This is a genomic window from Pseudomonas sp. CP4 (assembly GCF_047758505.1).
GTDB classification, from domain to species: domain Bacteria; phylum Pseudomonadota; class Gammaproteobacteria; order Pseudomonadales; family Pseudomonadaceae; genus Aquipseudomonas; species Aquipseudomonas fluorescens_AO.
The window spans coordinates 5,474,477-5,499,531 of record NZ_CP180489.1; the positions used below are offsets into that span (position 1 = coordinate 5,474,477).

The 25,055-nt window shown below is 60.9% G+C and carries 23 protein-coding genes; 8 read left to right on the top strand and 15 right to left on the bottom strand.

All coding sequences use genetic code 11. From position 1 onward, the window contains the following. The first annotated feature begins 194 nt into the window (after window positions 1-194). Together ACMYUN_RS24715 and ACMYUN_RS24720 are read left to right on the top strand one after the other, a co-directional pair. On the top strand, window positions 195-2,234 hold the full coding sequence (locus ACMYUN_RS24715) for an FAD-dependent oxidoreductase (RefSeq protein WP_415762035.1): 2,040 nt from the start codon (window positions 195-197) through the stop codon (window positions 2,232-2,234). 125 nt (window positions 2,235-2,359) lie between these two features. After that, on the top strand, window positions 2,360-3,286 hold the full coding sequence (locus ACMYUN_RS24720) for a 1-aminocyclopropane-1-carboxylate deaminase/D-cysteine desulfhydrase (protein WP_415762036.1): 927 nt from the start codon (window positions 2,360-2,362) through the stop codon (window positions 3,284-3,286). A 3-nt stretch (window positions 3,287-3,289) separates the two neighbouring features. Here the strand turns inward: ACMYUN_RS24720 and ACMYUN_RS24725 are convergent, their stop codons facing one another. Both ACMYUN_RS24725 and ACMYUN_RS24730 read right to left on the bottom strand, forming a co-directional pair. Continuing rightward, the gene (locus tag ACMYUN_RS24725; RefSeq protein WP_129999594.1) at window positions 3,290-3,838 is read right to left on the bottom strand and encodes a cytochrome b; all 549 of its coding nucleotides are present in this window, start codon (window positions 3,836-3,838) and stop codon (window positions 3,290-3,292) included. A 345-nt stretch (window positions 3,839-4,183) separates the two neighbouring features. Further along, window positions 4,184-4,480 carry a hypothetical protein gene (locus tag ACMYUN_RS24730; RefSeq protein WP_415762037.1) on the bottom strand — a complete coding sequence of 99 codons (297 nt, stop codon included), beginning with the start codon at window positions 4,478-4,480 and terminating at the stop codon, window positions 4,184-4,186. Here ACMYUN_RS24730 and ACMYUN_RS24735 point away from each other — a divergent pair. Further along, window positions 4,474-4,770: a hypothetical protein gene (locus tag ACMYUN_RS24735; protein WP_165368426.1), complete on the top strand. Its 297-nt coding sequence runs from the start codon at window positions 4,474-4,476 to the stop codon at window positions 4,768-4,770. The two genes, ACMYUN_RS24730 and ACMYUN_RS24735, sit on opposite strands and share 7 nt — an antisense overlap. A gap of 89 nt (window positions 4,771-4,859) precedes the next feature. Here the strand turns inward: ACMYUN_RS24735 and phnX are convergent, their stop codons facing one another. Together phnX and ACMYUN_RS24745 are read right to left on the bottom strand one after the other, a co-directional pair. Further along, window positions 4,860-5,687, bottom strand: coding sequence for a phosphonoacetaldehyde hydrolase (gene phnX / locus ACMYUN_RS24740; protein WP_415762038.1), 828 nt, complete (start codon window positions 5,685-5,687; stop codon window positions 4,860-4,862). A gap of 150 nt (window positions 5,688-5,837) precedes the next feature. Beyond that, complete coding sequence (locus ACMYUN_RS24745) at window positions 5,838-6,947, bottom strand: 2-aminoethylphosphonate--pyruvate transaminase (RefSeq protein ID WP_415762039.1); 1,110 nt, start codon at window positions 6,945-6,947, stop codon at window positions 5,838-5,840. Window positions 6,948-7,060: 113 nt separating this feature from the next. Here ACMYUN_RS24745 and ACMYUN_RS24750 point away from each other — a divergent pair, with 113 nt between their 5' ends. Next, window positions 7,061-7,921 carry a LysR substrate-binding domain-containing protein gene (locus ACMYUN_RS24750; RefSeq protein ID WP_415762040.1) on the top strand — a complete coding sequence of 287 codons (861 nt, stop codon included), beginning with the start codon at window positions 7,061-7,063 and terminating at the stop codon, window positions 7,919-7,921. 104 nt (window positions 7,922-8,025) lie between these two features. On the opposite strand, the gene ACMYUN_RS24755 is transcribed toward ACMYUN_RS24750, so the two are convergent. Continuing rightward, the gene (locus ACMYUN_RS24755; RefSeq protein ID WP_039763363.1) at window positions 8,026-9,420 is read right to left on the bottom strand and encodes a type VI secretion system Vgr family protein; all 1,395 of its coding nucleotides are present in this window, start codon (window positions 9,418-9,420) and stop codon (window positions 8,026-8,028) included. Between the two features lie 221 nt (window positions 9,421-9,641). Between ACMYUN_RS24755 and ACMYUN_RS24760 the strand changes: the two genes are divergently transcribed. Continuing rightward, on the top strand, window positions 9,642-10,346 hold the full coding sequence (locus ACMYUN_RS24760) for a YebC/PmpR family DNA-binding transcriptional regulator (protein WP_039763362.1): 705 nt from the start codon (window positions 9,642-9,644) through the stop codon (window positions 10,344-10,346). Window positions 10,347-10,445: 99 nt separating this feature from the next. On the opposite strand, the gene ACMYUN_RS24765 is transcribed toward ACMYUN_RS24760, so the two are convergent. The 4 genes from ACMYUN_RS24765 to ACMYUN_RS24780 form a co-directional block, all read right to left on the bottom strand. Then, window positions 10,446-11,759, bottom strand: a complete 1,314-nt coding sequence (locus ACMYUN_RS24765) for a leucine-rich repeat-containing protein kinase family protein (RefSeq protein WP_415762041.1) — start codon at window positions 11,757-11,759, stop codon at window positions 10,446-10,448. A 226-nt stretch (window positions 11,760-11,985) separates the two neighbouring features. Further along, window positions 11,986-13,116 (bottom strand): cell division protein ZapE, encoded by a 1,131-nt coding sequence (zapE, locus tag ACMYUN_RS24770; protein WP_415762042.1) that lies wholly within the window; start codon window positions 13,114-13,116, stop codon window positions 11,986-11,988. Between the two features lie 210 nt (window positions 13,117-13,326). Continuing rightward, complete coding sequence (locus ACMYUN_RS24775) at window positions 13,327-14,082, bottom strand: anti-sigma factor family protein (RefSeq protein WP_415762043.1); 756 nt, start codon at window positions 14,080-14,082, stop codon at window positions 13,327-13,329. Beyond that, complete coding sequence (locus ACMYUN_RS24780; RefSeq protein ID WP_016775320.1) at window positions 14,079-14,585, bottom strand: RNA polymerase sigma factor; 507 nt, start codon at window positions 14,583-14,585, stop codon at window positions 14,079-14,081. Before ACMYUN_RS24780 ends, ACMYUN_RS24775 begins: the two co-directional genes overlap by 4 nt. Before the next feature lie 156 nt (window positions 14,586-14,741). Here ACMYUN_RS24780 and ACMYUN_RS24785 point away from each other — a divergent pair, with 156 nt between their 5' ends. Both ACMYUN_RS24785 and ACMYUN_RS24790 read left to right on the top strand, forming a co-directional pair. Continuing rightward, window positions 14,742-15,848, top strand: coding sequence for a catalase family peroxidase (locus ACMYUN_RS24785; RefSeq protein WP_415762044.1), 1,107 nt, complete (start codon window positions 14,742-14,744; stop codon window positions 15,846-15,848). After that, window positions 15,845-16,390: a cytochrome b gene (locus ACMYUN_RS24790; protein WP_415762045.1), complete on the top strand. Its 546-nt coding sequence runs from the start codon at window positions 15,845-15,847 to the stop codon at window positions 16,388-16,390. The genes ACMYUN_RS24785 and ACMYUN_RS24790 overlap by 4 nt, the downstream gene beginning before the upstream one ends. A gap of 59 nt (window positions 16,391-16,449) precedes the next feature. Here the strand turns inward: ACMYUN_RS24790 and ACMYUN_RS24795 are convergent, their stop codons facing one another. Both ACMYUN_RS24795 and ACMYUN_RS24800 read right to left on the bottom strand, forming a co-directional pair. Further along, window positions 16,450-17,601 (bottom strand): M14-type cytosolic carboxypeptidase, encoded by a 1,152-nt coding sequence (locus ACMYUN_RS24795; protein WP_415762047.1) that lies wholly within the window; start codon window positions 17,599-17,601, stop codon window positions 16,450-16,452. 418 nt (window positions 17,602-18,019) lie between these two features. After that, window positions 18,020-18,418 (bottom strand): DUF6124 family protein, encoded by a 399-nt coding sequence (locus ACMYUN_RS24800; protein ID WP_129999697.1) that lies wholly within the window; start codon window positions 18,416-18,418, stop codon window positions 18,020-18,022. A gap of 130 nt (window positions 18,419-18,548) precedes the next feature. On the opposite strand from ACMYUN_RS24800, the gene ACMYUN_RS24805 reads away from it, so the two are divergent. Further along, complete coding sequence (locus ACMYUN_RS24805; protein ID WP_039763355.1) at window positions 18,549-19,208, top strand: LexA family protein; 660 nt, start codon at window positions 18,549-18,551, stop codon at window positions 19,206-19,208. A 42-nt stretch (window positions 19,209-19,250) separates the two neighbouring features. Here ACMYUN_RS24805 and ACMYUN_RS24810 read toward each other — a convergent pair whose 3' ends face one another. The 4 genes from ACMYUN_RS24810 to ACMYUN_RS24825 form a co-directional block, all read right to left on the bottom strand. Next, window positions 19,251-21,200, bottom strand: coding sequence for an acetyl/propionyl/methylcrotonyl-CoA carboxylase subunit alpha (locus ACMYUN_RS24810; protein WP_415762048.1), 1,950 nt, complete (start codon window positions 21,198-21,200; stop codon window positions 19,251-19,253). After that, entirely contained in the window at window positions 21,200-22,012 is an 813-nt protein-coding gene (locus tag ACMYUN_RS24815; RefSeq protein WP_415762049.1) for a gamma-carboxygeranoyl-CoA hydratase, read from the bottom strand. Before ACMYUN_RS24815 ends, ACMYUN_RS24810 begins: the two co-directional genes overlap by 1 nt. A gap of 13 nt (window positions 22,013-22,025) precedes the next feature. Continuing rightward, window positions 22,026-23,630: a carboxyl transferase domain-containing protein gene (locus ACMYUN_RS24820; protein ID WP_415762050.1), complete on the bottom strand. Its 1,605-nt coding sequence runs from the start codon at window positions 23,628-23,630 to the stop codon at window positions 22,026-22,028. Window positions 23,631-23,730: 100 nt separating this feature from the next. Continuing rightward, on the bottom strand, window positions 23,731-24,894 hold the full coding sequence (locus ACMYUN_RS24825) for an isovaleryl-CoA dehydrogenase (protein ID WP_123462381.1): 1,164 nt from the start codon (window positions 24,892-24,894) through the stop codon (window positions 23,731-23,733). Window positions 24,895-25,055: the final 161 nt, after the last annotated feature.

Consider the following 25,055-nt stretch of genomic DNA (forward strand, 5'->3'; position numbering starts at 1 on the left):
AGCCGGGTACAGAGTGTGGCGCCTAGGGTAGGGCCCATGGCCCGGATTGCCAAGGGGCGCTGCGCATTTGGATCAATAACTTGTCAGTTACGGTCATTGAGTGACAGCGGTACGACTCTTAGTCTGTCGAACATGACTGACGGGGGACGCAGAGCTCCCGCAATTTTCCGTGATCGCTCGTTGTGGAGTTACCGATGACCGCCGCTCATTACCCGCATTTGCTGGCCCCGCTGGACCTGGGATTCACCACGCTGCGCAACCGCACGCTGATGGGCTCGATGCACACGGGCCTGGAAGAAAAGCCGGGTGGCTTCGAACGCATGGCGGCGTACTTCGCCGAACGTGCCCGTGGCGGTGTCGGCCTGATGGTGACCGGCGGTATTGGCCCGAATGACGAGGGCGGCGTGTATTCCGGTGCGGCCAAGCTCACCACTGAAGAAGAGGCGCTCAAGCACCGCATCGTCACCCGCGCGGTGCATGAGGCGGGCGGCAAGATCTGCATGCAGATTCTCCACGCCGGCCGTTATGCCTACAGCCCGAAACAGGTAGCGCCGAGCGCGATTCAGGCGCCGATCAACCCGTTCAAGCCCAAAGAGCTGGATGAAGAGGGCATTGAAAAGCAGATCAGTGATTTCGTCACCTGCTCGGTGCTGGCGCAGTCCGCCGAATACGACGGCGTCGAGATCATGGGTTCGGAAGGTTATTTCATTAACCAGTTCCTCGCCGCCCACACCAACCACCGCACCGACCGCTGGGGCGGCAGTTACGAAAACCGCATGCGCCTGCCGGTGGAAATCGTCCGCCGCGTACGCGAAGCGGTCGGGCCGAATTTCATCATCATCTTCCGCCTGTCGATGCTCGACCTGGTCGAAGGTGGCAGCACCTGGGACGAAATCGTCACGCTGGCCAAGGCCATCGGACAGGCTGGCGCGACCATCATCAACACCGGTATCGGCTGGCACGAAGCGCGGATCCCGACCATCGCCACCAAGGTTCCGCGTGCAGCGTTCAGTAAGGTCACGGCCAAGTTGCGTGGTTCGGTGAGTATTCCGCTGATCACCACCAACCGCATCAATACCCCGGAAATTGCCGAGCAGATTCTTGCCGAAGGCGATGCCGACATGGTCTCCATGGCCCGACCATTCCTCGCCGATCCGGACTTCGTCAACAAGGCCGCCGCAGGCCGTGCCGACGAAATCAACACCTGCATCGGCTGCAACCAGGCGTGCCTCGACCACACCTTTGGCGGCAAGCTGACCAGTTGCCTGGTCAACCCGCGTGCCTGCCACGAAACCGAACTCAATTACCTGCCGGTGCAGCAGATCAAGAAAATCGCCGTGGTCGGTGCCGGCCCTGCCGGGTTGTCCGCCGCCACCGTGGCCGCCGAGCGCGGTCATCAGGTGACGCTGTTCGATTCGGCCAGCGAGATCGGCGGCCAGTTCAACATTGCCAAGCGCGTGCCGGGCAAGGAAGAGTTTTTCGAAACCCTGCGCTACTTCAACCGCAAGCTGCAAACGACGAATGTCGAGGTATGCCTGAACACCCGCGTCGATGTGGCGAAACTGGTTGAGGGCGGCTACGACGAAATCATCCTCGCCACTGGTATCGCCCCGCGCGTGCCGGCGATTCCCGGCGTCGAGAATGCCAAGGTGCTGAGTTATCTGGACGTGATTCTCGAGCGCAAACCGGTCGGCAAGCGCGTCGCGGTGATCGGTGCAGGCGGGATCGGTTTCGATGTCTCGGAATTCCTCGTTCATCAAGGTGTAGCCACCAGTCTGGATCGCGCAGCGTTCTGGAAAGAGTGGGGCATCGACACGCAGCTGGAAGCGCGGGGTGGTGTGGCCGGTATCCAGGCGGCACCGCATGCACCGGCCCGTGAGGTGTTTCTGCTGCAGCGCAAGAAAACCAAGGTCGGCGACGGTCTGGGCAAAACCACCGGCTGGATTCACCGCACCGGTCTGAAGAACAAGCAGGTGCAGATGCTGAATAGCGTCGAATACCTGAGCATCGATGACCAGGGCTTGCATATCCGCATCGGCGAAACTGGCGAGCCGCAGCTGCTGGCGGTGGACAACATCGTGATTTGCGCCGGGCAGGATCCGCTGCGTGAGTTGCACGATGGCTTGGTCGAAGCCGGGCAGAACGTGCACTTGATCGGCGGCGCGGATGTTGCGGCGGAGCTCGATGCCAAGCGCGCGATCAACCAGGGGGCGCGCCTGGCAGCTGAGTTGTAAGCACATTCTGCAGGAGCTGCCGCAGGCTGCGATCTGTTGATCCTGATTTCAACAGCAAGATCAAAAGATCGCAGCCTGCGGCAGCTCCTACTAGTATGTGGTCTTTTCCAGATTGCACAGTGCCCATGCTTTTGCCTCCCGCCAACTGGTTACCCCAGGCCCCCCTCCAACCGCTCCGTCTTGATTGGCTGGAAAGTGCCGGCGTCGAAGTCGCGATCCTGCGCCTGGACCAGATCGACCCGCTGATCAGCGGCAACAAGTGGTTCAAACTCGTCGAACATCTCAAAACCGCCGAGCGCGCCGGCGCCGAAGGCATCATCAGTCTCGGCGGTGCACATTCCAATCACCTGCACGCGCTGGCGGCGGCAGGCAAGCGGCTGGGGTTCAAAACCGTGGGGCTGCTGCGCGGGCATCCGCAGGACACGTCGACGGTGGAGGATCTGCACGCGTTCGGCATGCAGTTGCACTGGCTGGGTTATGCCGGCTATCGCGCGCGGCACGAGGCGGGATTCTGGACGCCGTGGCAGGAGCGATATCCGACGTTGCATGCGGTGCCAGAGGGCGGTGGTGGATTGGCCGGCGCGCTGGGTTGCGCTGCGATCATGCAGCAGGTCGACGAACAATTGGCCAAGCTGGGCTGGGATGATTTTGACGCCTGGTGGCTGGCCTGTGGCACCGGCACGACACTGGCCGGGCTGGCGCTGGCTGACAGTGGCAAGCGCTCACTGTATGGCGCACTGGCGGTGCCGGATGATCACGGCGTGGGGCCGAACATCGAGTCGATCCTTGGACATGCCACCGCGCCCGTGGCGAGCTATCGACTGATCGACGCCAGCCGGGGTGGCTTCGCCAAGGTTGACCAGGCGTTGCTGACGTTCATCGAACAGACCGAGCAGGTCAGTGGCGTCCCTTTGGAACCGTTGTACACCGGCAAGGCCTTGCTGGCGCTCAAGCAGCTTGTCGAGTCAGGCGGATTCGCTGCTGGCACTCGAGTGGTTTTCGTTCACACGGGCGGCCTGCAAGGGCGGCGCGGATTTGCCGCAACGCCCTGACGCTCAGCCGCGCTTGGGCATCATCCGCAACAGCGTGTTATCGCGCACCACGTAATGGTGATAAATACCCGCCAGCGCATGCAAGCCGATCAGCCAATAGCCAATCGTGGCGATCAGCACATGCCAGCCTTCGACTTGTTTGGCGAAGGCCTTGTCTTCACCTACCAACAGCGGCAAATCGAAGCCATAGAACATGACCTGATGGCCCTCGGCGCTGGTGATCAGCCAGCCCAATATCGGCATGCACAGCATGAACAGGTACAACGCCCAATGCATCAGCCGCGCCGCCAAGGTCTGCCAGGCGGGGGATGCGGGGAAGATTTTCGGCGCAGGGCCGAGGCTGCGCGCGAGCAAGCGAAACCACACCAGTACGAACACAGTAAGGCCGAGCAAATAGTGCATTTCGCGGATCAACGCGCGGCCGCCGCTGCCTTTGGGGAAGAAACCGCGCAATTCCATGCTGGCGTAAACCAGCACCAACAGCACCAGCATCAGCCAGTGCAGCAGAACCGAAACAGTGCTGTAACGCGATTCTGAGCTTGTCCACGGCATGAGATTTTTCCTCTGGATCGGAATGCAATGGCCGTCATCACGGCACTGCTTTCACTGTAAACCTGTCGAGATGTTTTTGCCCGCAGCGCTCGCTGTTTTTTTTGCAATGAAAAAAGTGCAAAGAGTGCGGAGTGAATTGACTGATTACTTTAAAGTCATTCTTCTGTTTATTTTGCTGTAGCGTAACTTCATGTTGTTTATATCTTGTGCTTTATTTTGGTTTGAGTGTGTTGTTGTTCGCGATTACTGTTGGTCCGGGTCTTTAGCTTGTTATTAAAGATGAATGCTAATTTGTTAATCAGAGTATTAATATGAAAAGTCCGATCCCCAAACCTCGTCCGTCTATCACCCAGCCGAAGCCGGTAGTTCCTGCCAAACCGGTTGCGCCAACAAAGCCGGTTGCACCGACCAAGCCAGTTGTGCCGACCAGGCCAGTGGCACCGACCAAGCCAGTTGTGCCGACCAGGCCAGTGGCACCGACCAAGCCGGTTGTGCCGACCAGGCCAGTGGCACCGACCAAACCGGTTGTGCCGCCGAGGCCAGAGGCACCGACCAAGCCGGTTGTGCCGCCCAAACCAGTAGCACCGACCGCCCCGGTTGCACCGACGGCGCCAACCGAATCGAAGCGACCGCCTGTGCCATGGCCGACAATCAACATCAATATCGACCCGGTGGCGTTGATCGCATTGATCCAGGCCGCCAGAGCAACCGCCGATACTGACGGTTCGACTTCGCTACCCGAAGGAATCATCCAGCATGAAGATGGCCGGGTTGAACACCCAAGCGGGCTGATTATTTGGGCGGACAATACAATCGAATATCCGGATGGGCGTATTGTCTGGGAAGACGGTACCGAACGGTTGCCTGATGGCCGCGTTAAAACCCCAGAGGGTCTGGTTTATGATGCGGAAGGTAACCTTGTTACGGAGTAAGTTTCAAAACCTTAGTTTGTATTTGTAATATGTAAAACAAAAAAACACCGCTGGGAACTTCGAACAGCGGTGTTTTCTTTTAGACAGGCTCAGGGGTTCTGCGGCATCTGCCCGTTGGCCAGACGCTTGTTGATGTCGACGATTACTTGCGGCAAATCGCTGATAGTGTCGATCATGTAATGCGGGCGCGAACTTTCAAACAGCGCGTGGATGCGCTGGCGTTCGCTGGCCAGTTCGTCGCTGCCCAACGCGCGGAAACCTTCATAGTCCAGACCCAGCGCGTTGCCCGAGCAAATCAGCGCAACCGTCCACATGCCAGCCCGGCGACCTTCGAGAATGCCCGGCACGGTGTCGTCGATCTTCACGCACGCTGCAACATCGTCGATACCCAGAGCGATCACGTTGGCCAACGCTTGCGCCGGCCATGGACGACCGTTTGGCACTTCGTCGGTGGCGACCACGTGGTCGGCGACGTAGCCGTTGCTGGCGGCGAGTTCGACGACTTTGTCCATCACCGCTTTCGGGTACCCGGAGCAGGAACCGATCTTGATCCCTTGCTCGCGCAGTTGGGCGATGGCGTCCAGCGCGCCGGGAATCAGTGCCGAGTGCTCGGCGATTTTTTCGATCTGCAACGGCATGAAACGGTTGTAAATCGCGGTGACGTCGTCATCGGTCGGCGTGCGACCGAACACCTGGCGATAACGCTCGGCCACCTGCGGCTGATCACAGAGGGTGCGGATGTGGTCCCACTTGCCCATGCCCATCGGCCCCCGGGCTTCTTCGATCGATACCCGTACGTCGAATTCGGCGAAGGCTTCGACAAAAATCTGTGTCGGCGCAAACGAGCCGAAATCGACCACGGTACCGGCCCAGTCGAGGATCGCGGCTTGCAGCTTGTTTGGGTTGGTGTAGTTCATGGCAATCAATTCCTGTGAAAAAGAACTATTCGAATTTGGCGATCCTGTGGGAGCGGGCTTGCCCGCGATGAGGCCCTTTCAGTCGACATCCATGCTGAATGTCAGACCGCTATCGCGGGCAAGCCCGCTCCCACAGGAACCGTGGGGCGCTCAGATGTCTAGCACTTCCATCTCGCGCAGCACTTCACCCACCGCTGCCACGGCCTGGCGCATTTGGTCCGGGGAGACGTGGCCAATGCAGCCGACGCGGAAGGTTTCGACCTGGGTCAGTTTGCCGGGGTAGAGGATGTAACCCTTGGCTTTGACCCGCTCGTAGAAGTCCTTGAACTGGTAACGCGGATCCTGCGGCGCATGGAAAGTGGCGATGATCGGCGCCTGGATCGCCGCTGGCAGAAAGCTGCGCAAACCGATTTTGTTCATCTCTTCCATCAGCGCCTGACAGTTCGCCGCATACCGCGCATGCCGCGCCGGCAGACCGCCTTCTTCGCTGTATTGCAGTAATGCTTCGTGCAGTGCCGCGACCACATGGGTGGGCGGGGTGAAGCGCCATTGCCCGGTCTTCTGCATGTAGGCGTGCTGGTCGTACAGGTCCATCGCCAGCGAGTGCGAATTGCCGACAGCGGCGGCCAGGGATTCCTTGTGGGCGAAGACGAACCCCATCCCCGGTACGCCTTCCAGGCATTTACCGGAGGCGGCGATCAGCGCCTCGAACGGTACTTTTTGCGCGTCTACGGGCAATGCGCCGAAAGAGCTCATGGCATCAATGATCAGGCGTTTGCCGTGTTGCGCCACGACCTCGGCGATTTGTGCCAGCGGATTGAGGATGCCGGTACTGGTTTCGCAGTGAATCAGCGCCACGTGGGTGAGGTCAGCATCGGCGCGCAGCAAGCGCTCGACGTCGGCGGCGCTGGTCGGTTCGTCTTCGGCGGTTTCGAACGTGCTGAACGAGCGCCCGAGGACTTCGCAGATCTTCGCCAGCCGCTTGCCGTAAGCGCCGTTGATCAGCACAAGAATTTTGCCATCACGCGGCACCAGCGTGCCGATCGCCGCCTCTACGGCAAAAGTGCCGCTGCCTTGTAACGGTACGCAGTGGTGGCTGGCGGCGCCGTTGAGGATGGCCAGCAATTGCTCGCAAACGCTGGCGGTCAACTGGTTGAAGCGGTCATCCCACGAGCCCCAATCGAGCATCATTGCCTGACGGGTGCGGGCCGAGGTGGTCAACGGGCCGGGAGTGAGCAGAATCGGTGCGGCGGTACTCATTCATGTGTCCTTGCGAAAACGCTGGGGGATGAAGCTACGGGCCCTACGTTGCAATTCGCCGTTGCATCAATCAAATTGTTTATTGTTATGCCAGCCATCAGTGAGAGTTATCCATGAACCTGTTTCAGCTTCGCGCTTTCGATGCCGTGGCCCGCGAAGGCAGCTTCACCCGCGCGGCTGCACGGTTGTTCATCAGCCAGCCGGCAGTCACCGGACACATCAAGGCGCTGGAGGAGCACTACCAGATCACCTTGTTGCGGCGCACCGCGCGACGGGTGGAACTGACCGAGGAGGGCACTAAACTGGCGGCGATCACCCGCGCCATGTTCGGCCTGGCCGAAGAAGCGCAGACCTTGCTCGAAGCAAATCGGCAGTTATTGACCGGGCGTCTGGAGGTGGCGGCGGATGGGCCGCACATGGTCATGCCGATGCTGGCGAGCCTGCGCGCACGCTATCCGGGCATCACCGTCAACCTGCGTCTGGGCAACGCGCAGGAAACCCTGGCGGCGCTGTTGTCGGAACACGCCGATGTCGCGGTGCTGACCGAGGTCGAGCCGCGCAAAGGCCTGCATCTGCAAGCACTGAGCGAGTCGCGGATCTGCGCGTTGGTGCCAGTGGGGCATCGCTGGGCGAATCGCTCCGGTGAAGTGAAACTCAAGGAGCTGGACCAAGTGATCATGGTTCTGCGCGAGCCGAGTTCGATTACCCGGCGCACTTTTGATCAAGCGTGTGCGCAGGCTTCGATTCAGCCACGGGTGTTGCTGGAGCTGGACAGTCGCGAGGCCGTGACCGAAGCGGTTGCGGCCGAGTTGGGGGTGGGTGTGGTGTCATCGATGGAGGTCAGTCATGACCCGCGCGTGGTGGCGATCCCGATTGTCGGGGAAGGGCTGGTGAACCGGCACATGATCGGCTGCATGGAGCGCCGACGCGAGTTGCGCTTGATTCAGGCGTTTTTTGATTTGGCGCCAGCCTGAATACCGAGGCGCCCTCTTCGCGAGCAGGCTCGCTCCCACGTGGATTCTGCGCCTGGCGCGATGAATGCGGGAGCTGCCGAAGGCTGCGATCTTTTGTCTGTGCTCTAGTGTTCGGCGCGGTTGATCAGCCAGTCGAGCAGCAGGCTGTCGCGCGCGGGCTCTGCCTCGCGGGCCGGTGGCTGGCGTGGGTGGCCGAGGCACAAGATCGGTCGGTCCGGATCGCTGTCGAGAAAGCTGACCCACACTTCGCTGCCGGCACTGGGTAAATCGTCGACGGCGACGGGGCCGTTCAACCGGCTCAGGGCGATTGGCAGCCAGAGGGCGTCACTGTCGTTGCCGTACTGATTGTCAGCGGGCCACAGGATCACGGCGAGGCAGCCGTTTTCATCTACTTGCGCTGGCTGCCCCGGCGCACCCGCTACCCGCGCCAGGTGGTAACCGGCCACATTCGGACGCGGCTGTTTGAGTGCTGGGCGAAAGTCACTCGACCAGGGCTGTGCAGTGAAATCGTTGTGATAGCGATGAACCGTTGCGCCCGGGTCAAGAATCGAAGGGTGCTGTCCGTGGTGGCGTACGGCGCTGATCAGCCATTGTTCGTTGAAGTGATGAATTGGGTGCTCGGTCACCAACAGCAATCGGCCACTGAGCAAGTCGCTGCAATCGCTGCGCCCGTGAATCGAGCGCAGCTGGCAGCGTTGGCGTTGCAAATGGCGCCGGCTGCGTTGTTCGGCATACAGGCGTTCAATTGATCGCGCCGGCGTTTGCAACCCTGCCGAGGCTTCGTTGGCGGCTTCATCAATGCAGGCAGGCTGGCCGCGATTGCGTACCGCATGGAGCATCGGCACCGGCGCTGCGCGGTGCTGTTGATAGAGCGCGCTGACGCAGGGCGTGGGCGGGTGCTCATCCGCGTTGAAAGGGATTTCGACCGGTTCCTGTGGCAGGCTCAGGCTGTCGTCGGCGAACACCACAACATGGCCGTCTGGCCCATGTTCGAAGTGATAGTGGATGCCTTCTTCTTCACAGAGCCGCTGCAGCAGCGCCAGATCGCTTTCGTCGTATTGAATGCAAAACGCCCGCGGCGGGTAATGGCCGACGCTCATGTCAATGCGGTAGCTGTGCGCCGGCAAGGCATGCTCTTCAAGCAATTGCTGAATGATTTGCGGCGCATTGAGGCGAGTAAACACACGTCGTTCAGGCGCTTGCGCCAGTTGTTGCAGATGCGGCACCAGAATCAGCCGATAGCCCACCCGATGCGTGCCGCGATGTTCGCAACTGGCGCTGGCAATGACGCCGTGGAAACCGTGCTGTTCACTCAGCCGCAGAAAGGCCGGCCTGTGCAAAAAGGAGCCAGGGGCGATGGCGGGGGCGAGGCCGAGCAGTTCGATGTCGAAACGGTAGGGCTGGTTCAACGCCTCCTCGCCGCGAAAACGCACGACCGGCAGGCGCAATTCGCTGTCGGTCAGCGTAAGGGTGAACGGACTTTCCTTGTCATTGAGCATTCGAGCAGGCCCTGTCAGGCGATACGGGGTTTCAAGGGTACGAAACCGTCAGGCTGAATGGTCATGTCAAAGGCGCTTTTCAGAATCCCCCTACATGCTTTGGTGAAGATGTCGATTCCGCTGACTGTTTTTTTGGGTGATTGCCGACTTTAGGCCGTATAAACTTGCCGCCACGCGTCGGCCAATAGATGTCTCGGCGCCACAGATCAAGAGAGTGAGTAATGGGCGCACAGTGGAAGGTTAAACACAAAGAAGCGGCAGCCAACGCCAAAGGGAAGATCTTCGGCAAACTGGTGAAGGAAATCACCATTGCTGCACGCAACGGTGCCGATACCGCCACCAACGCACACCTGCGTCTGGTGGTCGAACAGGCGAAGAAAGCCTCGATGCCAAAAGAAACCCTCGATCGCGCGATCAAGAAAGGCGCCGGTCTGCTGGGTGAAACCGTGCAATACCATCGCGTGACCTACGAAGGATTTGCCCCGCATCAGGTGCCGCTGATCGTTGAATGCGTCACCGACAACATCAACCGCACCGTCGCGGAAATCCGTGTGGCGTTCCGCAAGGGCCAGTTGGGCGCTTCCGGTTCGGTGGCGTGGATGTTCAACCACGTCGGCATGATCGAAGCTTCGCCGGACACCCCGGACGCCGATCCGGAGATGGCGGCGATCGAAGCCGGTGCCCAGGATTTCGAACCGGGTGAAGAGGGCGCGACGCTGTTCCTCACCGATCCGACTGACCTCGACGCCGTGCAGAAAGCGCTGCCGGAACAAGGCTTCACCGTGCTTTCGGCCAAGCTTGGCTACCAGCCGAAAAATCCGGTCAGCGGCCTGAGCGACGAGCAAATGGCTGAAGTCGAAGCGTTCCTCGAAGGCCTCGACAACCATGATGACGTGCAGGACATGTTTGTCGGTCTGGCTGGCTGATCTGTCGCGCCGGTAAGCCTTTTCGCGAGCAGGCTCGCTCCCACATTGGAATGCATGTCTAATGTGGGAGCGAGCCTGCTCGCGAATGCCGCGCAGCGGTCAAAGGTTTTGCAGAATTTCACTGACTTCGCTGAATGCCGGGCGTCCCAAGACATCCGCCTGACAGCAGCGCTGCTCCAGCGCTTCCAATGCCAGGCGCCGCTCTGTACTCAACCCCGAGTCGACACGCGCCAACACTTCCCCAAGCAACACACCGAACGCACGTACCTCCAAGCGCTGCAATGCGCGTGTTTGCACATCATCGCGGGTGGCGTGAAACGAGGCCGCGCCGAAATCCCCCAGCAGACAATCGCCGCGATCATTCAACAGGATGTTGTGGCCATAGAGGTCGCCGTGGGTGATACCTTGGCGGTGCAGGTGCTCGGCCGCTGAGGCGATGCCTTGGGCGACGCGCAGGGCAACCTCGGCGGAGAACCGGCGATCTTCGGCATAAACATCCCGCGAGCACGAGTCCAGGCTCGGCAAGCCGGCGAGATTGCCGAAGCTCGGATCAATCAGTTGCATCACCAGCCCCTGCTGTTCATCGGGATGGCCGCTGATGCGCCCTTCGACGCGGATCAGGTTCGGGTGCAGGCCTGCGGTGATGCAAGCGTTCATCTCATGCAACGGCGAGCCGTCGCTGGTCATTTCGCCTTTGTACAACTTCACCGCAACCGCCTGCGCCGAGCCATCGTCACGCTGCCAGACCGCCCGGGAAATCACCCCGGAAGCGCCTTCGCCCAGTTGTTGTTCCAGGCGCAGCGCCGACCAGTCGATCAGTGGTGTGGCTTCCAGTGCGACGGCATCGGCTTCGGTTTCCAGCGGATTGCCGGCGTAGGCGAGCCAGGTCAGGCTCGGCAAGGTCAGCAGCCACTGTGGCAGCTCGTTGAGCTGGTTGGCGGCGATACGGAGCAATTCCAATCGATGACAATCGCGCATAGATTCTGGCAGCGAGCGCAGGCGATTACCGGCGAGCATGAGTTTCTGCAAAGCGGGGCGTTCACCCAGCTCCCTCGGCAGGTTCTCGATGCGGTTATCGGTGAGGATCAGCCAGCGCAGCTGCGGCGGCAGGGCGGCACCGGGCACCGTGACGATGCGATTGGCCTTGAAGCCGACCATGGTCAGCGCGGTGCACTGGCCGAGGCAGGCCGGCAGCTCGGTGAACTGGTTGTCGGAGCAGAACAGCACGCGCAGGCGGGTCAGGCGATGCAGGTCGTCGGGCAGGCTGCTCAGCGCGTTGCCGCTGAGGTTGAGCACTTCCAGCGTGTCGGCGAGTTGGAAAATTTCGTTCGGGAATTCGGTCAGGCCGCAAGACAGGTCGAGGCGGGTAATGCCCGACAGCTCGCCGGCGCGCAGTTGAGCAAGGGTGTGCATGTCTGGTTTCGCTATTGATCGGTGGAGCGACGCGGGGGCGCTGAGGATGGGCGACATGATAGCGGTAAAGCAATGTCTGGTTTATCTGGTATTGAAGTTGGCTCGGGACCTGTGGGAGCGAGCCTGCTCGCGAAAGCGGTATGTCAGTCAGAATTTATGTAACTGATACACCGCTTTCGCGAGCAGGCTCGCTCCCACAGGGTTCGCTTCCACAAGGTGCGGCATATCAGGCGGGGGCGTGGATTTCCTGCAATTGCCCCAACCGGCTGCGCGTGCGTGCCAGGTCGATGGCGTTTCCTTCAAGACTTTGGCCCAGCGGTAGTTGGCCCAGCAGCGTCAGGTGTTTGTCCTGGTCGTAAAGCACGTCGATGAGATTGATGAAGCGCTGCTGCACGGCGATCGGACACTCCCCGAGCTGCGGCAGGTCATCGATGATCCACTGATCGAAGCGCTGGCACAGCTGCAGATAGTCCATCACCGCCGTTGGTTGTTCACACAAGTCGTTGAAGGTGAACGCGACTCTTCGGCCCTCGCACAAGCGTGCTCGAAGCTGGCGCTTGCCAACCTCGAGGGCAAGAGCAGGCGCGTCGGCTGCCGGCAGATTCAGGGCCAAGCGCTGAGCTGATGTCGCCGGCCACACGTAATGACCTTGGGTGAACACTTGATGCGTGTGTTGACGGTTGAGCGTGCGGTAGTCGTGGGCGCCGCCGACTTCCATCACCTGCATGCGTGTATTGATCAGCTCGATCACCGGCTTGAAGCGCGCGTGATACAGCGGATTGGGCAGCAGGCCTTCAGGCGCGTAGTTGGAGGTCACCAGCAGCATGATCCGCCGTTTGAACAGGGCCTTGAACAGCCGCGTGATGAGCATCGCGTCGCCGATGTCGTGCACATGAAACTCGTCGAAACACAGTACCTGACAATCTTCCAGCAACTCGTCCAAGGTGATTTCCAGTGCGTCTTCCTGCTGGCGATGACGGAACATGCCGTCGTGCAACCGAGCGAAGAATTGATGGAAATGCAGGCGGCGTTTACGCGTGATCGGCAGCGCCTGGAAGAAACCGTCTAGCAACCAGCTCTTGCCGCGCCCGACGGCGCCGTACAGGTACAGACTCGGCGGTGTGTGGCCGCTGTCGCCGAGCAGCACGCTGGCCTGCTGCGCCATGCAATCGATGACTTGCTGCTGGCTGCGGCTGAGGGTGTAGCCCTGGCTCTTGGCCTTGTTGCGGAAGTAATCGCGGATGGCTGCGGCATGCGCATCGTGCCCGGCGCTGGCGGGCAGGCTTTTGCCGAACAGGCGACGCAAGATCGGCCAGCGTTGGCTCAGACGTGATCGTTTCGGCGTTCGGGCGGACACGCGGGACAGGCTCCTGGTTGATTGGATCGGCTCCAGCGGGAGCGCGGTGGCCCAAGTGTAACCAGAGCTCGGGCGTTGGCTACATGAAATATCACGGCGTACACGGTCCACTGTAGGAGTGAGCCTGCTCGCGATAGCGGCTAATCAGTCACATCATCAGTGTCTGAAAAAACGCTATCGCGAGCAGGCTCACTCCTACAGGAGATCGTCTCAGAACGGTGGCGATTGCTTGAGGAACTGCGCCGCTGGCGAGTCGGTCGGGCTGACCACCGCATAGTTGTACCCCGGCCCTGACCAGTAATCGGCTTGCAGATCGCCATCGCTGCGCGAACCGCGCGGCAGCAGGGTGTTTTTCGGTCCTGGCGGACGCAGGTAGAAACTGACCTTGTGACCGCTGCCATCCTCATACATCACCATTGCCGCCGGGCCTTCATCGGTGCTGAGCAAGCGCCCGCTGACCGGCTCGAATCCCGCTGCCTTGAGATCGGGCAAACGCCTGGCGTCGCTGAAGTAACGGTCGAGCCAACGCTGCATGTCGCCGTCGCTGTCGACCTTGTAATCGGCGGGCAGCACGCCTTGCTGGGCGATCAGTCGATAGGCTTGCAACGCGTCAGTCATCGGCAATTGCGCAGGGCGCACCAGGGTCATTTCCCGCGCCTGCCAGCCACTGAAACCGCCGATGCTGACGGCGATCAGCAACACCGCCGCGCTGGCCAGATGCCGACGTGACTGCTGGCGGCGACGCTGGCGAATCATCATTGGGTCGAGCGCCGGATTGGCCGGTTGCTGCAAGGCGCCACTCAACGCTGCGCGCAATTGCTGGGCGTCCCGCTGCCAGGCGCGCACCTGCGCCGCTTCTTCAGGATGGCTGGCCAGCCAGGTCTCGAGCACGCGCCGATCGGCGTCGCTGAGCTGGTGGTCGACGTAGGCGTGCAAATCGCGTTCGCTGGGAGGCAGGCTGATCATTTGAGTATCCGCAAGGAAGGGCTGCTGATTTCGCCGTCGCTGAGTTGGCGCAAGGCCTGGCGGGCGCGGGACAGGCGCGACATCACGGTGCCGATCGGGGCGCCGAGGATCTCGGCGACCTCTTTATAGGACAGGCCTTCCACCGAGACCATCAGCAGCAAAGCGCGCTGTTCGGTGGGCAGGCGTTCGAAGGCTTGCAGGGTCGACTGGGCAATCACGGTGCGTTCCACCGAGGGTTCGGCATCGTCACGACCGGTGAAAAATTCCAGCATGCGCGCATAGCGCCGCGAGCGACGGTGCGCATCGAGAAATTGCCGATAGAGGATCGCGAACAGCCAGGCGCGCAAGTCGCCTTCGGCACGTTTTTCACCCCACGCCGAGAGTGCCCGTTCGAGGCTGGCCTGGACCAGATCGTCGGCGCTGCTGCTGTTGCGCGTCAAGGACACGGCGAAGCGGCGCAATCTGGGAATGATTTCTCTCAACTGTTCGTCGAATTCGCTCATGAATTTCTGCTGGTCGCTACGCTGTGGACTAGGAAGACGCCCGTCAGTGCAGGTTATTCCCCGTGCGCAAAAATAAATACCGCGCCGCGGAATAAACCCGGACGGGGTGCGTCTTGCTGACTCTTTCCACTTGTGGCCGATGGCCTGGAGATATTCATGGTTGATCGCTCGTCCCCTAACGCGGCACCGCCGGGCAGGCCTGCGCGCCCGCCACTGAGCGCCGCGAGCCTGATCTTGCGTCTGGGCGCCATTGGCGTAATCGTCGCCGCTGTGGCCGGGGCGTTTGCCTACGTGCATGGCAACATTGACCCACAACGACTGACGCCAAAAGCGTTGGTCGATGTGCTGGAAAAGAACAACGGCGTGCATCCCGGTTTCCGCCGCAATCACGCCAAGGGTGTCTGCGTGATCGGCCATTTCGAAAGCAGCGGCGAGGCGCGGGCATTCTCTACGGCACAAGTGTTCAACCTGCCGCAGACGCCGGTGGTGGGGCGTTTTGCCTTGCCGGCCGGTAATCCCTATGCGCCGGACAGTGCCGTGCCGATCCGCAGTCTGGCTCTGCGTTTCACTCAGGCTGACGGGCAGCAATGGCGCACTGGGATGAACAGCATGCCGGTGTTCCCGGTCGGCACGCCCGAGGCGTTCTATCAATTGCAGCAGGCGCAGTCGCCTGATCCGGCCACCGGCAAGCCCGATCCAACGAAGGTGCCGGCGTTTTTCGCCGCACACCCGGAAGCCGTGCCGTTTCTGACGTGGGTGAAGACCGCCAAGCCTTCGGCCAGTTACGCCACGGAGACCTATAACAGCATCAACGCGTTCTATCTGGTCGATGGCAACGGCAAGAAACAGGCGGTGCGCTGGAGCATGACGCCATTGGCGCAGGACGCGGCGGGTGCCACCGCCCCTGAAGGCGCAGACTTTCTCGAGAAGGATCTGGTGCAACGCCTGGCCGCCGCACCTTTGCGCTTCCAGTTGAACATCACCCTGGCCAACGCCGACGACCCGGTCAACGATGCCAGCAAGACTTGGCCCGCAAATCGAAAAGTGCTGAACGCCGGGACTCTGGTGCTGGAGAAAACCCAGCCGCAGCTCAGTGGTGAATGCCGCGACATCAACTACGACCCGCTGGTATTGCCGGCCGGAATTCAAGGCTCGGAAGATCCACTGCTGGCCGCGCGTTCTGCCGGTTACGCCGATTCCTACCTGCGTCGCACCAGCGAAGTCAGCCAGTTGCCCGCCGCCAAACAGGAGGCTCGTCCATGAACAAGCAACCGACTCATTTCGTTTTGCTGGCGCGCCTGCTGCACTGGCTGATGGCGCTGATGATCATCGCCATGCTGTTTATCGGCGCGGGCATGGTCACTTCGGTGTCGTCTCGCCATGAATGGCTGATTCATCTGCACAAGCCACTGGGCATCGCGATTCTGGCGCTGGTGATTGTGCGTCTGCTGGTACGGTTCACTACGCGTCAGCCACGGTTGCCGGATGATCTGCCGGGCTGGCAGGTGTTGGCAGCCAAGGCTTCCCATGTCTTGTTGTATGCGTTGATGCTGGTGTTGCCACTGCTCGGCTGGGCGATGATCAGTGCGTCGGGCGAGCCGGTGATGCTCTCGGCGTCGCTGCATCTGCCGTCGATTGTGCCGGCCGATGCGCAACTGTTTGCGGTGCTGCGCAAGTCGCACGGCTATCTGGCGTATCTGCTGTTTCTGACGGTGCTGCTGCACCTGGCGGCGGCGCTGTTTCATGGCTGGGTGCGTCGTGACGAAGTCCTCGACAGCATGTTGCGCGGGCGCGATCGCGGCTGACCGGTTAAAGCAAAAGATCGCAGGCCGGCTGCGATCTTTTGTTGTTACAGGGGAGGGGATCAGCGCAGGGTGTCGACCATTTCGGCGAGGGAGGTCAGCACATCCTTGCCCAATTGCTTCGAACGTTTGCCCGACCAGCCGGTGAGCTTGTCCGGGTGGTCGTCGTGGTCCTTGAACGGCATCTCCAGGGTCAGCGACAGGCAGTCGTATTTCTGTCCGACGCTGTTGCAGGCCAGCGTCATGTTGGCCTGTCCCGGTTCGTCGCGGGTGTAGCCGTAGGTGGTCTGGAAATCTTTGGTGGTGTGCTTGAGGTGGCTGCGGAAATGCTCTTCAAGCTTTTCGATGCGCGGTGTGAAGCCGGGATTACCTTCACAGCCGGCGGTGAAGACGTGGGGTATTTCCTCGTCGCCGTGTACGTCGATAAACGCATCGACGCCATACTTTTCCATCTGCTGCTGGACGAACAGCACTTCGGGGCTGATGTCCTGACTGGCGTTCTGCCAGGCGCGGTTCAAATCCTGGCCCATGGCGTTGGTGCGCAGGTGGCCGTGGAAGGCGCCGTCCGGATTCATGTTCGGTACCAGATACAGATCGGCGCTGGCCAGCAGTTTGTTCAGAATCGGGTCGTCATGGCGTTCCAGACGCTCGATCACGCCTTCCATGAACCATTCCGCCATGTGCTCGCCCGGGTGCTGCTGGGCAATGATCCAGATCTTGCGCTGGCCTTCGGCGCCACTGCCTTTGCGCAGCAATTGAATGTCACGGCCTTCGACACTTTTGCCGGTCGCCAGCAATTCGGTGCCAGCCTTGCTCAGCGCCTGCTCGATGAGCCAGTCGTGACGGCCGCGGCTGTAGGGTTCGAAGTAGGCGAACCAGGCATGAGTCTGTTCGGCTTCGAGGCAGAAGCGCAGGCTGTCGCCTTCGAAGCTGGTGGGGATGCGGAACCAGTTGACGTGGTCGTAGGAAGCGACTGCCTGATAGCCGGTCCAGGCTTTGTTGTAGGAGGACTGGCTGGCATTGACCAGGCGAAACCAGTGTTCCTGATGCACATGCAGGCCGCTGGCTTTGAAGTGGAACCACTGAAAATGAGCGCTGCGGGTGTCCGGACGGATGGCCAGAACCGGATTGAGCGGGTTGCTGATGTCGATGACTTGGATGTTGCCGCTGTCGAAATTGGCGCTGATGTCGAACGAAGATTTGGCCACGGTCATAATCGCTTCCTGAGCAGGATTTTTATGACCGGTACTTTACACGCAGGCTGGGGTGAAACCGAGGGGAATTGCGGGTGGAGCGGGGGGCGTCTTCCGTGACGCGCCAGCAGCTTAGAGGCTGTGCGATTGATTCTCAAGTGCTGATCGCCATTAGTTAGGCCCGATGGAGCCTGGTCTGGCTTGCCAATCGATATTCATTTGATATTATCCGCGCCATCGAATTTGCAGCACCCAAAGACTTCATTAGCCTGAAGACACAAGCCCGAAAAACGGGCAAAAAAAGACCCGGCAAAAAGCCGGGTCAAAAACCGTGATTAGCCTGATGAGGAGATAGTCCAGAAGACCGACCTAAGGTCTCTGGTCCATCGACTGATCTCGCGACCAGCTGCTTGCAATAATAATCATTATCATTTGCAAGTCAAACGTTTTTATCTGCGCGATGGGAAAATTCTTTCCTGTCCGCCCGTACCTTGTCCGCCGTGACTTCGTCGTTGTCGATCGAATGGTCGACCATCGCCCGCGCCATATCCACCATGTGCACCACCGAGAAGGCCAGGTCGCGATTCGTGCCTTGCAGGTTTTCTGCCGCCTTGAACGCTGTAGCGGCTGCACATCGCAACAAGTCCGAGGCGTGCACCAGTGCTTCCTCGCCACTGAGATGGTTTTTGACATCGAAAAAACGTTCGTCCGTCTCGGATTTCGAAACAGTCGGTTTCAAGTAGTAGTCCAGCGCTCGCTGTGCCGCGGCGTTACCTTGAGGCGAGGTGAAGCTGGTGTCGATTTGCAGATCGGGCAGGTCTTTGCTGCTGATGTTCATCATGAGAAGGCACTCCATGTTCATTTGAAAGTCCGTTTCCCTAGGATAGTACCGCCTGTATTTGTGACGAGAATTTAAATACTACAATATGTGTTTTGCTGGTCGAAGACGTCCGCGTAAGGTGCGGCACATGGATAAATGGATTGAGTTGGTCAAGGCCAAGATGAGTGAACTCAAAGTCACTCAAACAGAGCTCGGAGAGCGCGTCGGCATGTCCCAGGGCGGGATCGGTCATTGGCTGAACAAGCGTCGCGAACCCGGTGTTACCGAAATGAATCGCGTGCTCAAGGCGCTGGGAATGGACTTCCTCGAAGTCGTGCTGGTGATCCGCGAACCGCAGCCGACGCCGGAAGACGAAATGCCGCTGGCGCAGAAGTACAACCCGTACTTCCGTTACCCGGTTTGCGATTGGCGTGCACCGTGCGAAGTGCGCGACGCTGCGGCGAGCTATCCCGGAGCATCAGCGAAGCAGCGCTTCGAACTCACGGATTACCACGCTCGTGGCGGTGCCGCGTTCTGGCTGACGGTGACGGGGGATTCGATGACCGCGCCCAGCGGCCAGAGCATTGCCGAGGGCATGCTGATTCTGGTCGACCCGGAGCTGGAGGCGGTGCCTGGCAAACTGGTGATCGCCCAGTGGCCGGACAGCGAAGAAGCGATTTTCCGCAAACTTGACGAGCAGGCCGGCCAGCGTTACCTGGTGCCGCTCAATCCAACCTGGCCGAAAACCCTGCTCACCGATGAATGCCGGATTATCGGCGTGGTGGTTCAGGCGACGGCGCGTTATTGAACGGATCGATCCTCGCTCAAGGCCAGGATCGATCCTTTCATTTCACTCTTCTTCCAGCTCCACCAAAGCGCTGCCTTCACTGACCATATCGCCTTCCTGGCAAAACAGCGCTTTGACCACCCCGGCGTGCGGCGCGCGGATGCTGTGTTCCATCTTCATGGCTTCGAGCACCACCAGTTGCGCCCCGGCCTCGACCGATTGGCCCACTTCGACCAACACACGCACGATGCTGCCGTTCATTGGTGCGGTCAGACCGCCCTGATGGCTGTGGCTGGCTTCAACGGCACTGATCGGATCGAACGCTTCGATGCGCCGCAACTCGCCTTCCCATTCCAGGTACAACGCGCCACCCTGATGAATCGCCCGCAATGTGCGGCGCACGCCGTCATGCTCGACGACCAGCGCTTCGCCCAGCAGTCTGGCGTGGGCCGCCGCTCCCAATGTCAGTGCGCGATCCTGCCCCTCGCAACTCAGATGTAAAGTGATTTCTGCCGGCAAGCCTGTCCGCAGACCACTGCCGCAAGACCAAGGCGAGGCGGGATCATCTGCCCGCGCACGCTTGGGCAAACTCTGCGCAAACGCCTGCGCCGCCGCCCGCCAGAACTCATCGCTCAATGTGCCTGGTGCAGGCAGCAATTGCTCCTGATAGCGCGGGATAAACCCGGTATCCAGCTCTGCCGCCGCAAATGCCGGATGCGCGATGATCCGGCGCAGGAAATTGATGTTGGTCTTCAGCCCGCCAATAGCAAACTCGCCGAGCATGTTCAACAGACGCAAGCGTGCCTGTTCGCGATCTTCGCCCCAGGCAATCAGTTTGCCGAGCATCGGGTCGTAGAACGGCGATATCTCGTCACCTTCCTCAACGCCGCTGTCGACCCGCCGCCCTGGCCCTTGCGCCGATTCGCGGTACAAGTGCAGACGCCCGGTGGCCGGGAGGAAATCATTCGCCGGATCTTCGGCATACAAGCGCACTTCAATCGCATGACCGTTGAGCGGCACCTGCGCTTGGGTAATCGGCAGCGCTTCCCCACGGGCGACGCGGATCTGCCAGGCGACCAGATCGAGCCCGGTGATTGCTTCTGTTACCGGGTGCTCGACTTGCAGCCGCGTGTTCATCTCCATGAAGAAAAACTCGCCGCGCGCATCCAGCAAAAACTCCACGGTGCCGGCGCCGACATAACCGATCGCCTGCGCCGAACGCACAGCCGCTTCGCCCATTGCCCGGCGCAACTCGGGCGTCAGGCCCGGCGCCGGGGCTTCTTCGACGACTTTCTGGTGCCGACGCTGGATCGAGCAGTCGCGCTCGTTGAGGTACAGGCAGTTGCCGTGCTGATCGGCGAACACCTGAATCTCCACATGACGTGGCTTGAGCAAATACTTTTCCACCAGCATCCGCGAGTCGCCAAATGACGATTGCGCTTCGCGCTGCGCCGAGGCGAGGGCTTCGGCCAATTGGCTGACATCCTCGACCACTTTCATGCCTTTACCACCGCCGCCGGCCGTGGCCTTGAGCAGCACCGGATAACCGATGCGTTCGCAGGCTTCGCGGAAGGTGTCGAGGTCCTGCGCTTCGCCGTGATAGCCCGGCACCAGTGGCACGCCAGCCTTTTCCATCAGCGCTTTGGCGGCGGATTTGCTGCCCATCGCATCGATGGCCGAGGCGGGCGGGCCGAGGAAGATCAGTCCGGCGCCTTCGATGGCGCGGGCAAATCCGGCGTTTTCCGAGAGAAAGCCGTAGCCGGGATGAATCGCCTGGGCACCGCTGGCCTTGGCGGCGGCGATCAATTTGTCGATTTGCAGATAACTCTCAGCGGCCTTGCTGCCGCCCAGATCAACACGAATATCGGCCTCACGGCTGTGCCGCGCATCGCGGTCGGTGGCGCTGTGCACGGCGACGGTAGTCAGGCCCAAGGCCTTCGCGGTGCGCATCACCCGGCAGGCGATTTCGCCGCGGTTGGCCACCAGCAGGGTGGTAATCACAGGTGCGCTCATCAACGCGACTCCTTGGTGGATGCGGCTTGCCAGTTCGGTGGGCGTTTCTGCAGGAAGGCGCGCAAGCCTTCCTGGCCTTCAGGGCTGACGCGAATCCGCGCGATGGCATTTTCGGTGTAACGGCGCAGGGCCGGGGTCAGCGCGCCGTTGCCGACTTCACGCAGCAGATCTTTGCTGGCGCGCATGGCGGCGGGGCTGTTGAGCAACAGGTTGTCGATCCACTGTTCGACCTGTTGCTCCAGTTCAGTGGCGGGATAGCTTTCCGACAATAAACCGATCTCCCGCGCCCTCTGCCCGCCGAAGCGCTCGGCCGTCAGTGCATAACGCCGCGCCGCCCTTTCACCGATTGCCTGCACCACGAACGGGCTGATCACCGCCGGCGCCAGGCCGATGCGCACTTCCGACAGGCAGAACTGCGCGTCATCGGCGCCGATCGCCATGTCACAGCAACTGATCAGGCCCAGCGCACCACCGAACGCCGCGCCCTGAACCACGGCCAGCGTGGGGATTTTCAGTTTGGCGAGGTTGTACATTAGCTCGGCGAGTTCGCGGGCGTCATCGAGGTTGGTGTGGTAATCGAGTTCCGCCGATTGCTGCATCCACGCCAGGTCTGCGCCGGCGCTGAAATGCTTGCCACGCCCGCGCAGCAGCAGGAAACGCAGGCTCGAGTCGCTCGCGACCTTGTCGATGGCCAAGATCAGCTCGCGGATCATCTCGGCATTGAAGGCGTTGTTTTTCTCGGCGCGGTTGAGCCACAGCGTCGCGAAACCGCGTGGATCGGTTAGCAGTTCGAGGGTATTGAAGTCGTTCATCAGATTCTCCCCATCACATCCGGAACACGCCGAAGCGGCTCGGTTCGATTGGCGCGTTCAGCGACGCGGACAAGGCCAGGGCCAGCACATCGCGGGTCTGCGCCGGGTCGATAACGCCGTCGTCCCACAACCGCGCGCTGGAGTAATAGGGGTGACCCTGTTCTTCGTACTGATCGAGAATCGGCTGCTTGATCTCGCTTTCCTGCTCGGCGCTGAACGCCTGACCGCTGCGTTCGGCCTGTTCGCGTTTGACCTGCACCAGCACACCGGCGGCCTGTTCGGCACCCATCACGCCAATTCGCGCGTTCGGCCACATCCACAGAAAACGCGGATCGTAAGCACGACCACACATGCCGTAGTTGCCGGCACCGAAACTGCCGCCAATGATCACGGTGAATTTCGGCACTTTGGCGCAGGCCACCGCGGTCACCAGTTTCGCGCCGTGTTTGGCGATGCCGCCGGCCTCGTATTTCTGGCCGACCATGAAACCGGTGATGTTCTGCAGAAACAACAGCGGGATGCCGCGCTGGCAGGCCAGTTCGATGAAGTGCGCGCCTTTCTGCGCGGCTTCGGCGAAGAGGATGCCATTGTTCGCCAGAATCGCGATCGGGTAGCCGTGCAGGTGCGCGAAACCGCAGACCAGCGTGGTGCCGAAGAGCGCTTTGAATTCATCGAACACCGAGCCGTCGACCAGCCGCGCAATTACTTCGCGCACATCGAATGGCTGCTTGGCGTCAGCCGGAACCACGCCGTACAACTCGTCGCTGGCGTACAGCGGCGCGATCGGCGTGCGTTGCTGCACCTCGCCGAGCTTGCGCCAGTTGAGGTTGGCGACGCTGCGGCGGGCGAGGGCGAGGGCATGTTCATCGTTCTCGGCGTAATGGTCGGCCACGCCAGAAGTCTTGCAATGCACATCGGCACCGCCGAGGTCTTCGGCGCTGACCACTTCACCGGTCGCGGCTTTCACCAGCGGCGGGCCGGCGAGGAAAATCGTCGCCTGGTTGCGCACCATGATCGCTTCGTCCGCCATCGCCGGCACGTACGCGCCGCCGGCGGTGCACGAGCCCATGACCACGGCGATCTGCGGGATGCCCATGGCGCTCATGTTGGCCTGGTTGAAAAATATCCGCCCGAAGTGCTCGCGATCCGGAAACACTTCGTCCTGACGCGGCAGGTTGGCACCACCGGAATCCACCAGATAAATGCACGGCAGGCGATTCTGCTGGGCGATGGTCTGCGCACGCAGGTGTTTTTTCACGGTGAGCGGGTAATACGAGCCACCTTTCACCGTCGCATCGTTGGCGACGATCATGCATTCAACGCCTTCGACGCGACCGATCCCGGCAATCACCCCGGCGGCCGGGACGTCTTCGCCGTAAACCGCATGGGCGGCGAGTTGGCTGATTTCGAGAAACGGCGAGCCGGGGTCGAGCAGGCGATTGATGCGCTCGCGCGGCAGCAATTTACCGCGCGAGGTGTGACGCTCCTGGGCTTTGGCACCGCCGCCCTGCGCCACTTGGGCGAGGAGGGTGTGCAGCGCGTCGACCTGTTTGAGCATCGCCGCGCTGTTGGCGGCGAACTCCGCTGAACGCGGGTTGAGCTGAGTGTGCAGAATCATGGGGCTTACTCCGTAAGCAGCTTCTAGCTACAAGCGGCAAGTCGGGGCAAGAGCGCGGTTCTCTTGCAGCTTGAAGCTTGCGGCTTGCAGCTGCCGAAATTCATTTCGTCTCGTTGAACAGTTCACGGCCGATCAGCATGCGCCGGATCTCGCTGGTGCCGGCACCGATTTCGTAGAGCTTGGCGTCGCGCAGCAGGCGGCCGGCGGGGAATTCGTTGATGTAGCCATTGCCGCCGAGAATCTGGATCGCGTCGAGGGCCATTTGCGTGGCGCGCTCGGCGGTGTAGAGAATCACCCCGGCCGCGTCCTTGCGCGTGGTTTCGCCGCGCTCGCAGGCCTGGGCCACCGCGTACAGATAAGCGCGGCTGGCGTTGAGCTGGGTATACATGTCGGCGACTTTGCCCTGGATCAGCTGGAACTCGCCGATGCTCTGACCGAACTGCTTGCGGTCGTGGATGTACGGCACGATCAGGTCCATGCACGACTGCATGATCCCGGTCGGGCCGCCGGAGAGCACCACGCGTTCGTAATCGAGGCCGCTCATCAGCACTTTCACGCCACCGTTGAGCACACCAAGGATGTTCTCTTCCGGCACTTCGACGTCATCGAAAAACAGCTCGCAGGTGTTGGAGCCGCGCATGCCGAGCTTGTCGAACTTGTTGCTGCGGCTGAAGCCTTTCCAGTCACGCTCGACGATGAACGCGGTGATGCCGTGCGGGCCTTTTTCCAGGTCGGTCTTGGCGTAGATCACGTAGGTATTGGCGTCAGGGCCGTTGGTGATCCAGGTTTTGCTGCCGTTGAGGACGAAGTGATCGCCGCGTTTGTCGGCGCGCAGTTTCATCGAAACCACGTCGGAACCGGCGTTAGGCTCGCTCATCGCCAAGGCGCCAACGTGCTCGCCGCTGATCAGTTTCGGCAGGTATTTGCTTTTCTGTTCGTGATTGCCGTTGCGGTTGATCTGGTTGACGCAAAGGTTGGAGTGCGCGCCATAGGACAACGCCACCGACGCCGAGCCACGGCTGATTTCTTCCATCGCCACCACATGCGCCAGATAACCCAGACCGGCGCCGCCGTATTCTTCCGGCACAGTGATGCCGAGCAGGCCCATGTCACCGAATTTGCGCCACATGTCGGCGGGGAACAGGTTGTCGTGGTCGATCTGCGCGGCACGCGGGGCGATCTGATCGGCGACGAAAGACTGCACCTGATCGCGCAGCATGTCGATGGTTTCACCGAGGGCGAAATTCAGGGATGGATAGCTCATGGGTCACCTTTTGGCTTTTTTATCGGGTGCAGCGCACGACGAGTCGGCGCTCAGCTTTACGTTAACGTAAAGCTTCCAGAGACCGACTGTCAATCGGCTTTACGTAAGCGTCAACTTGGGCGAGAGTAAGGGCAGTTCAGGATTGAAAACGGAGAGCTTTC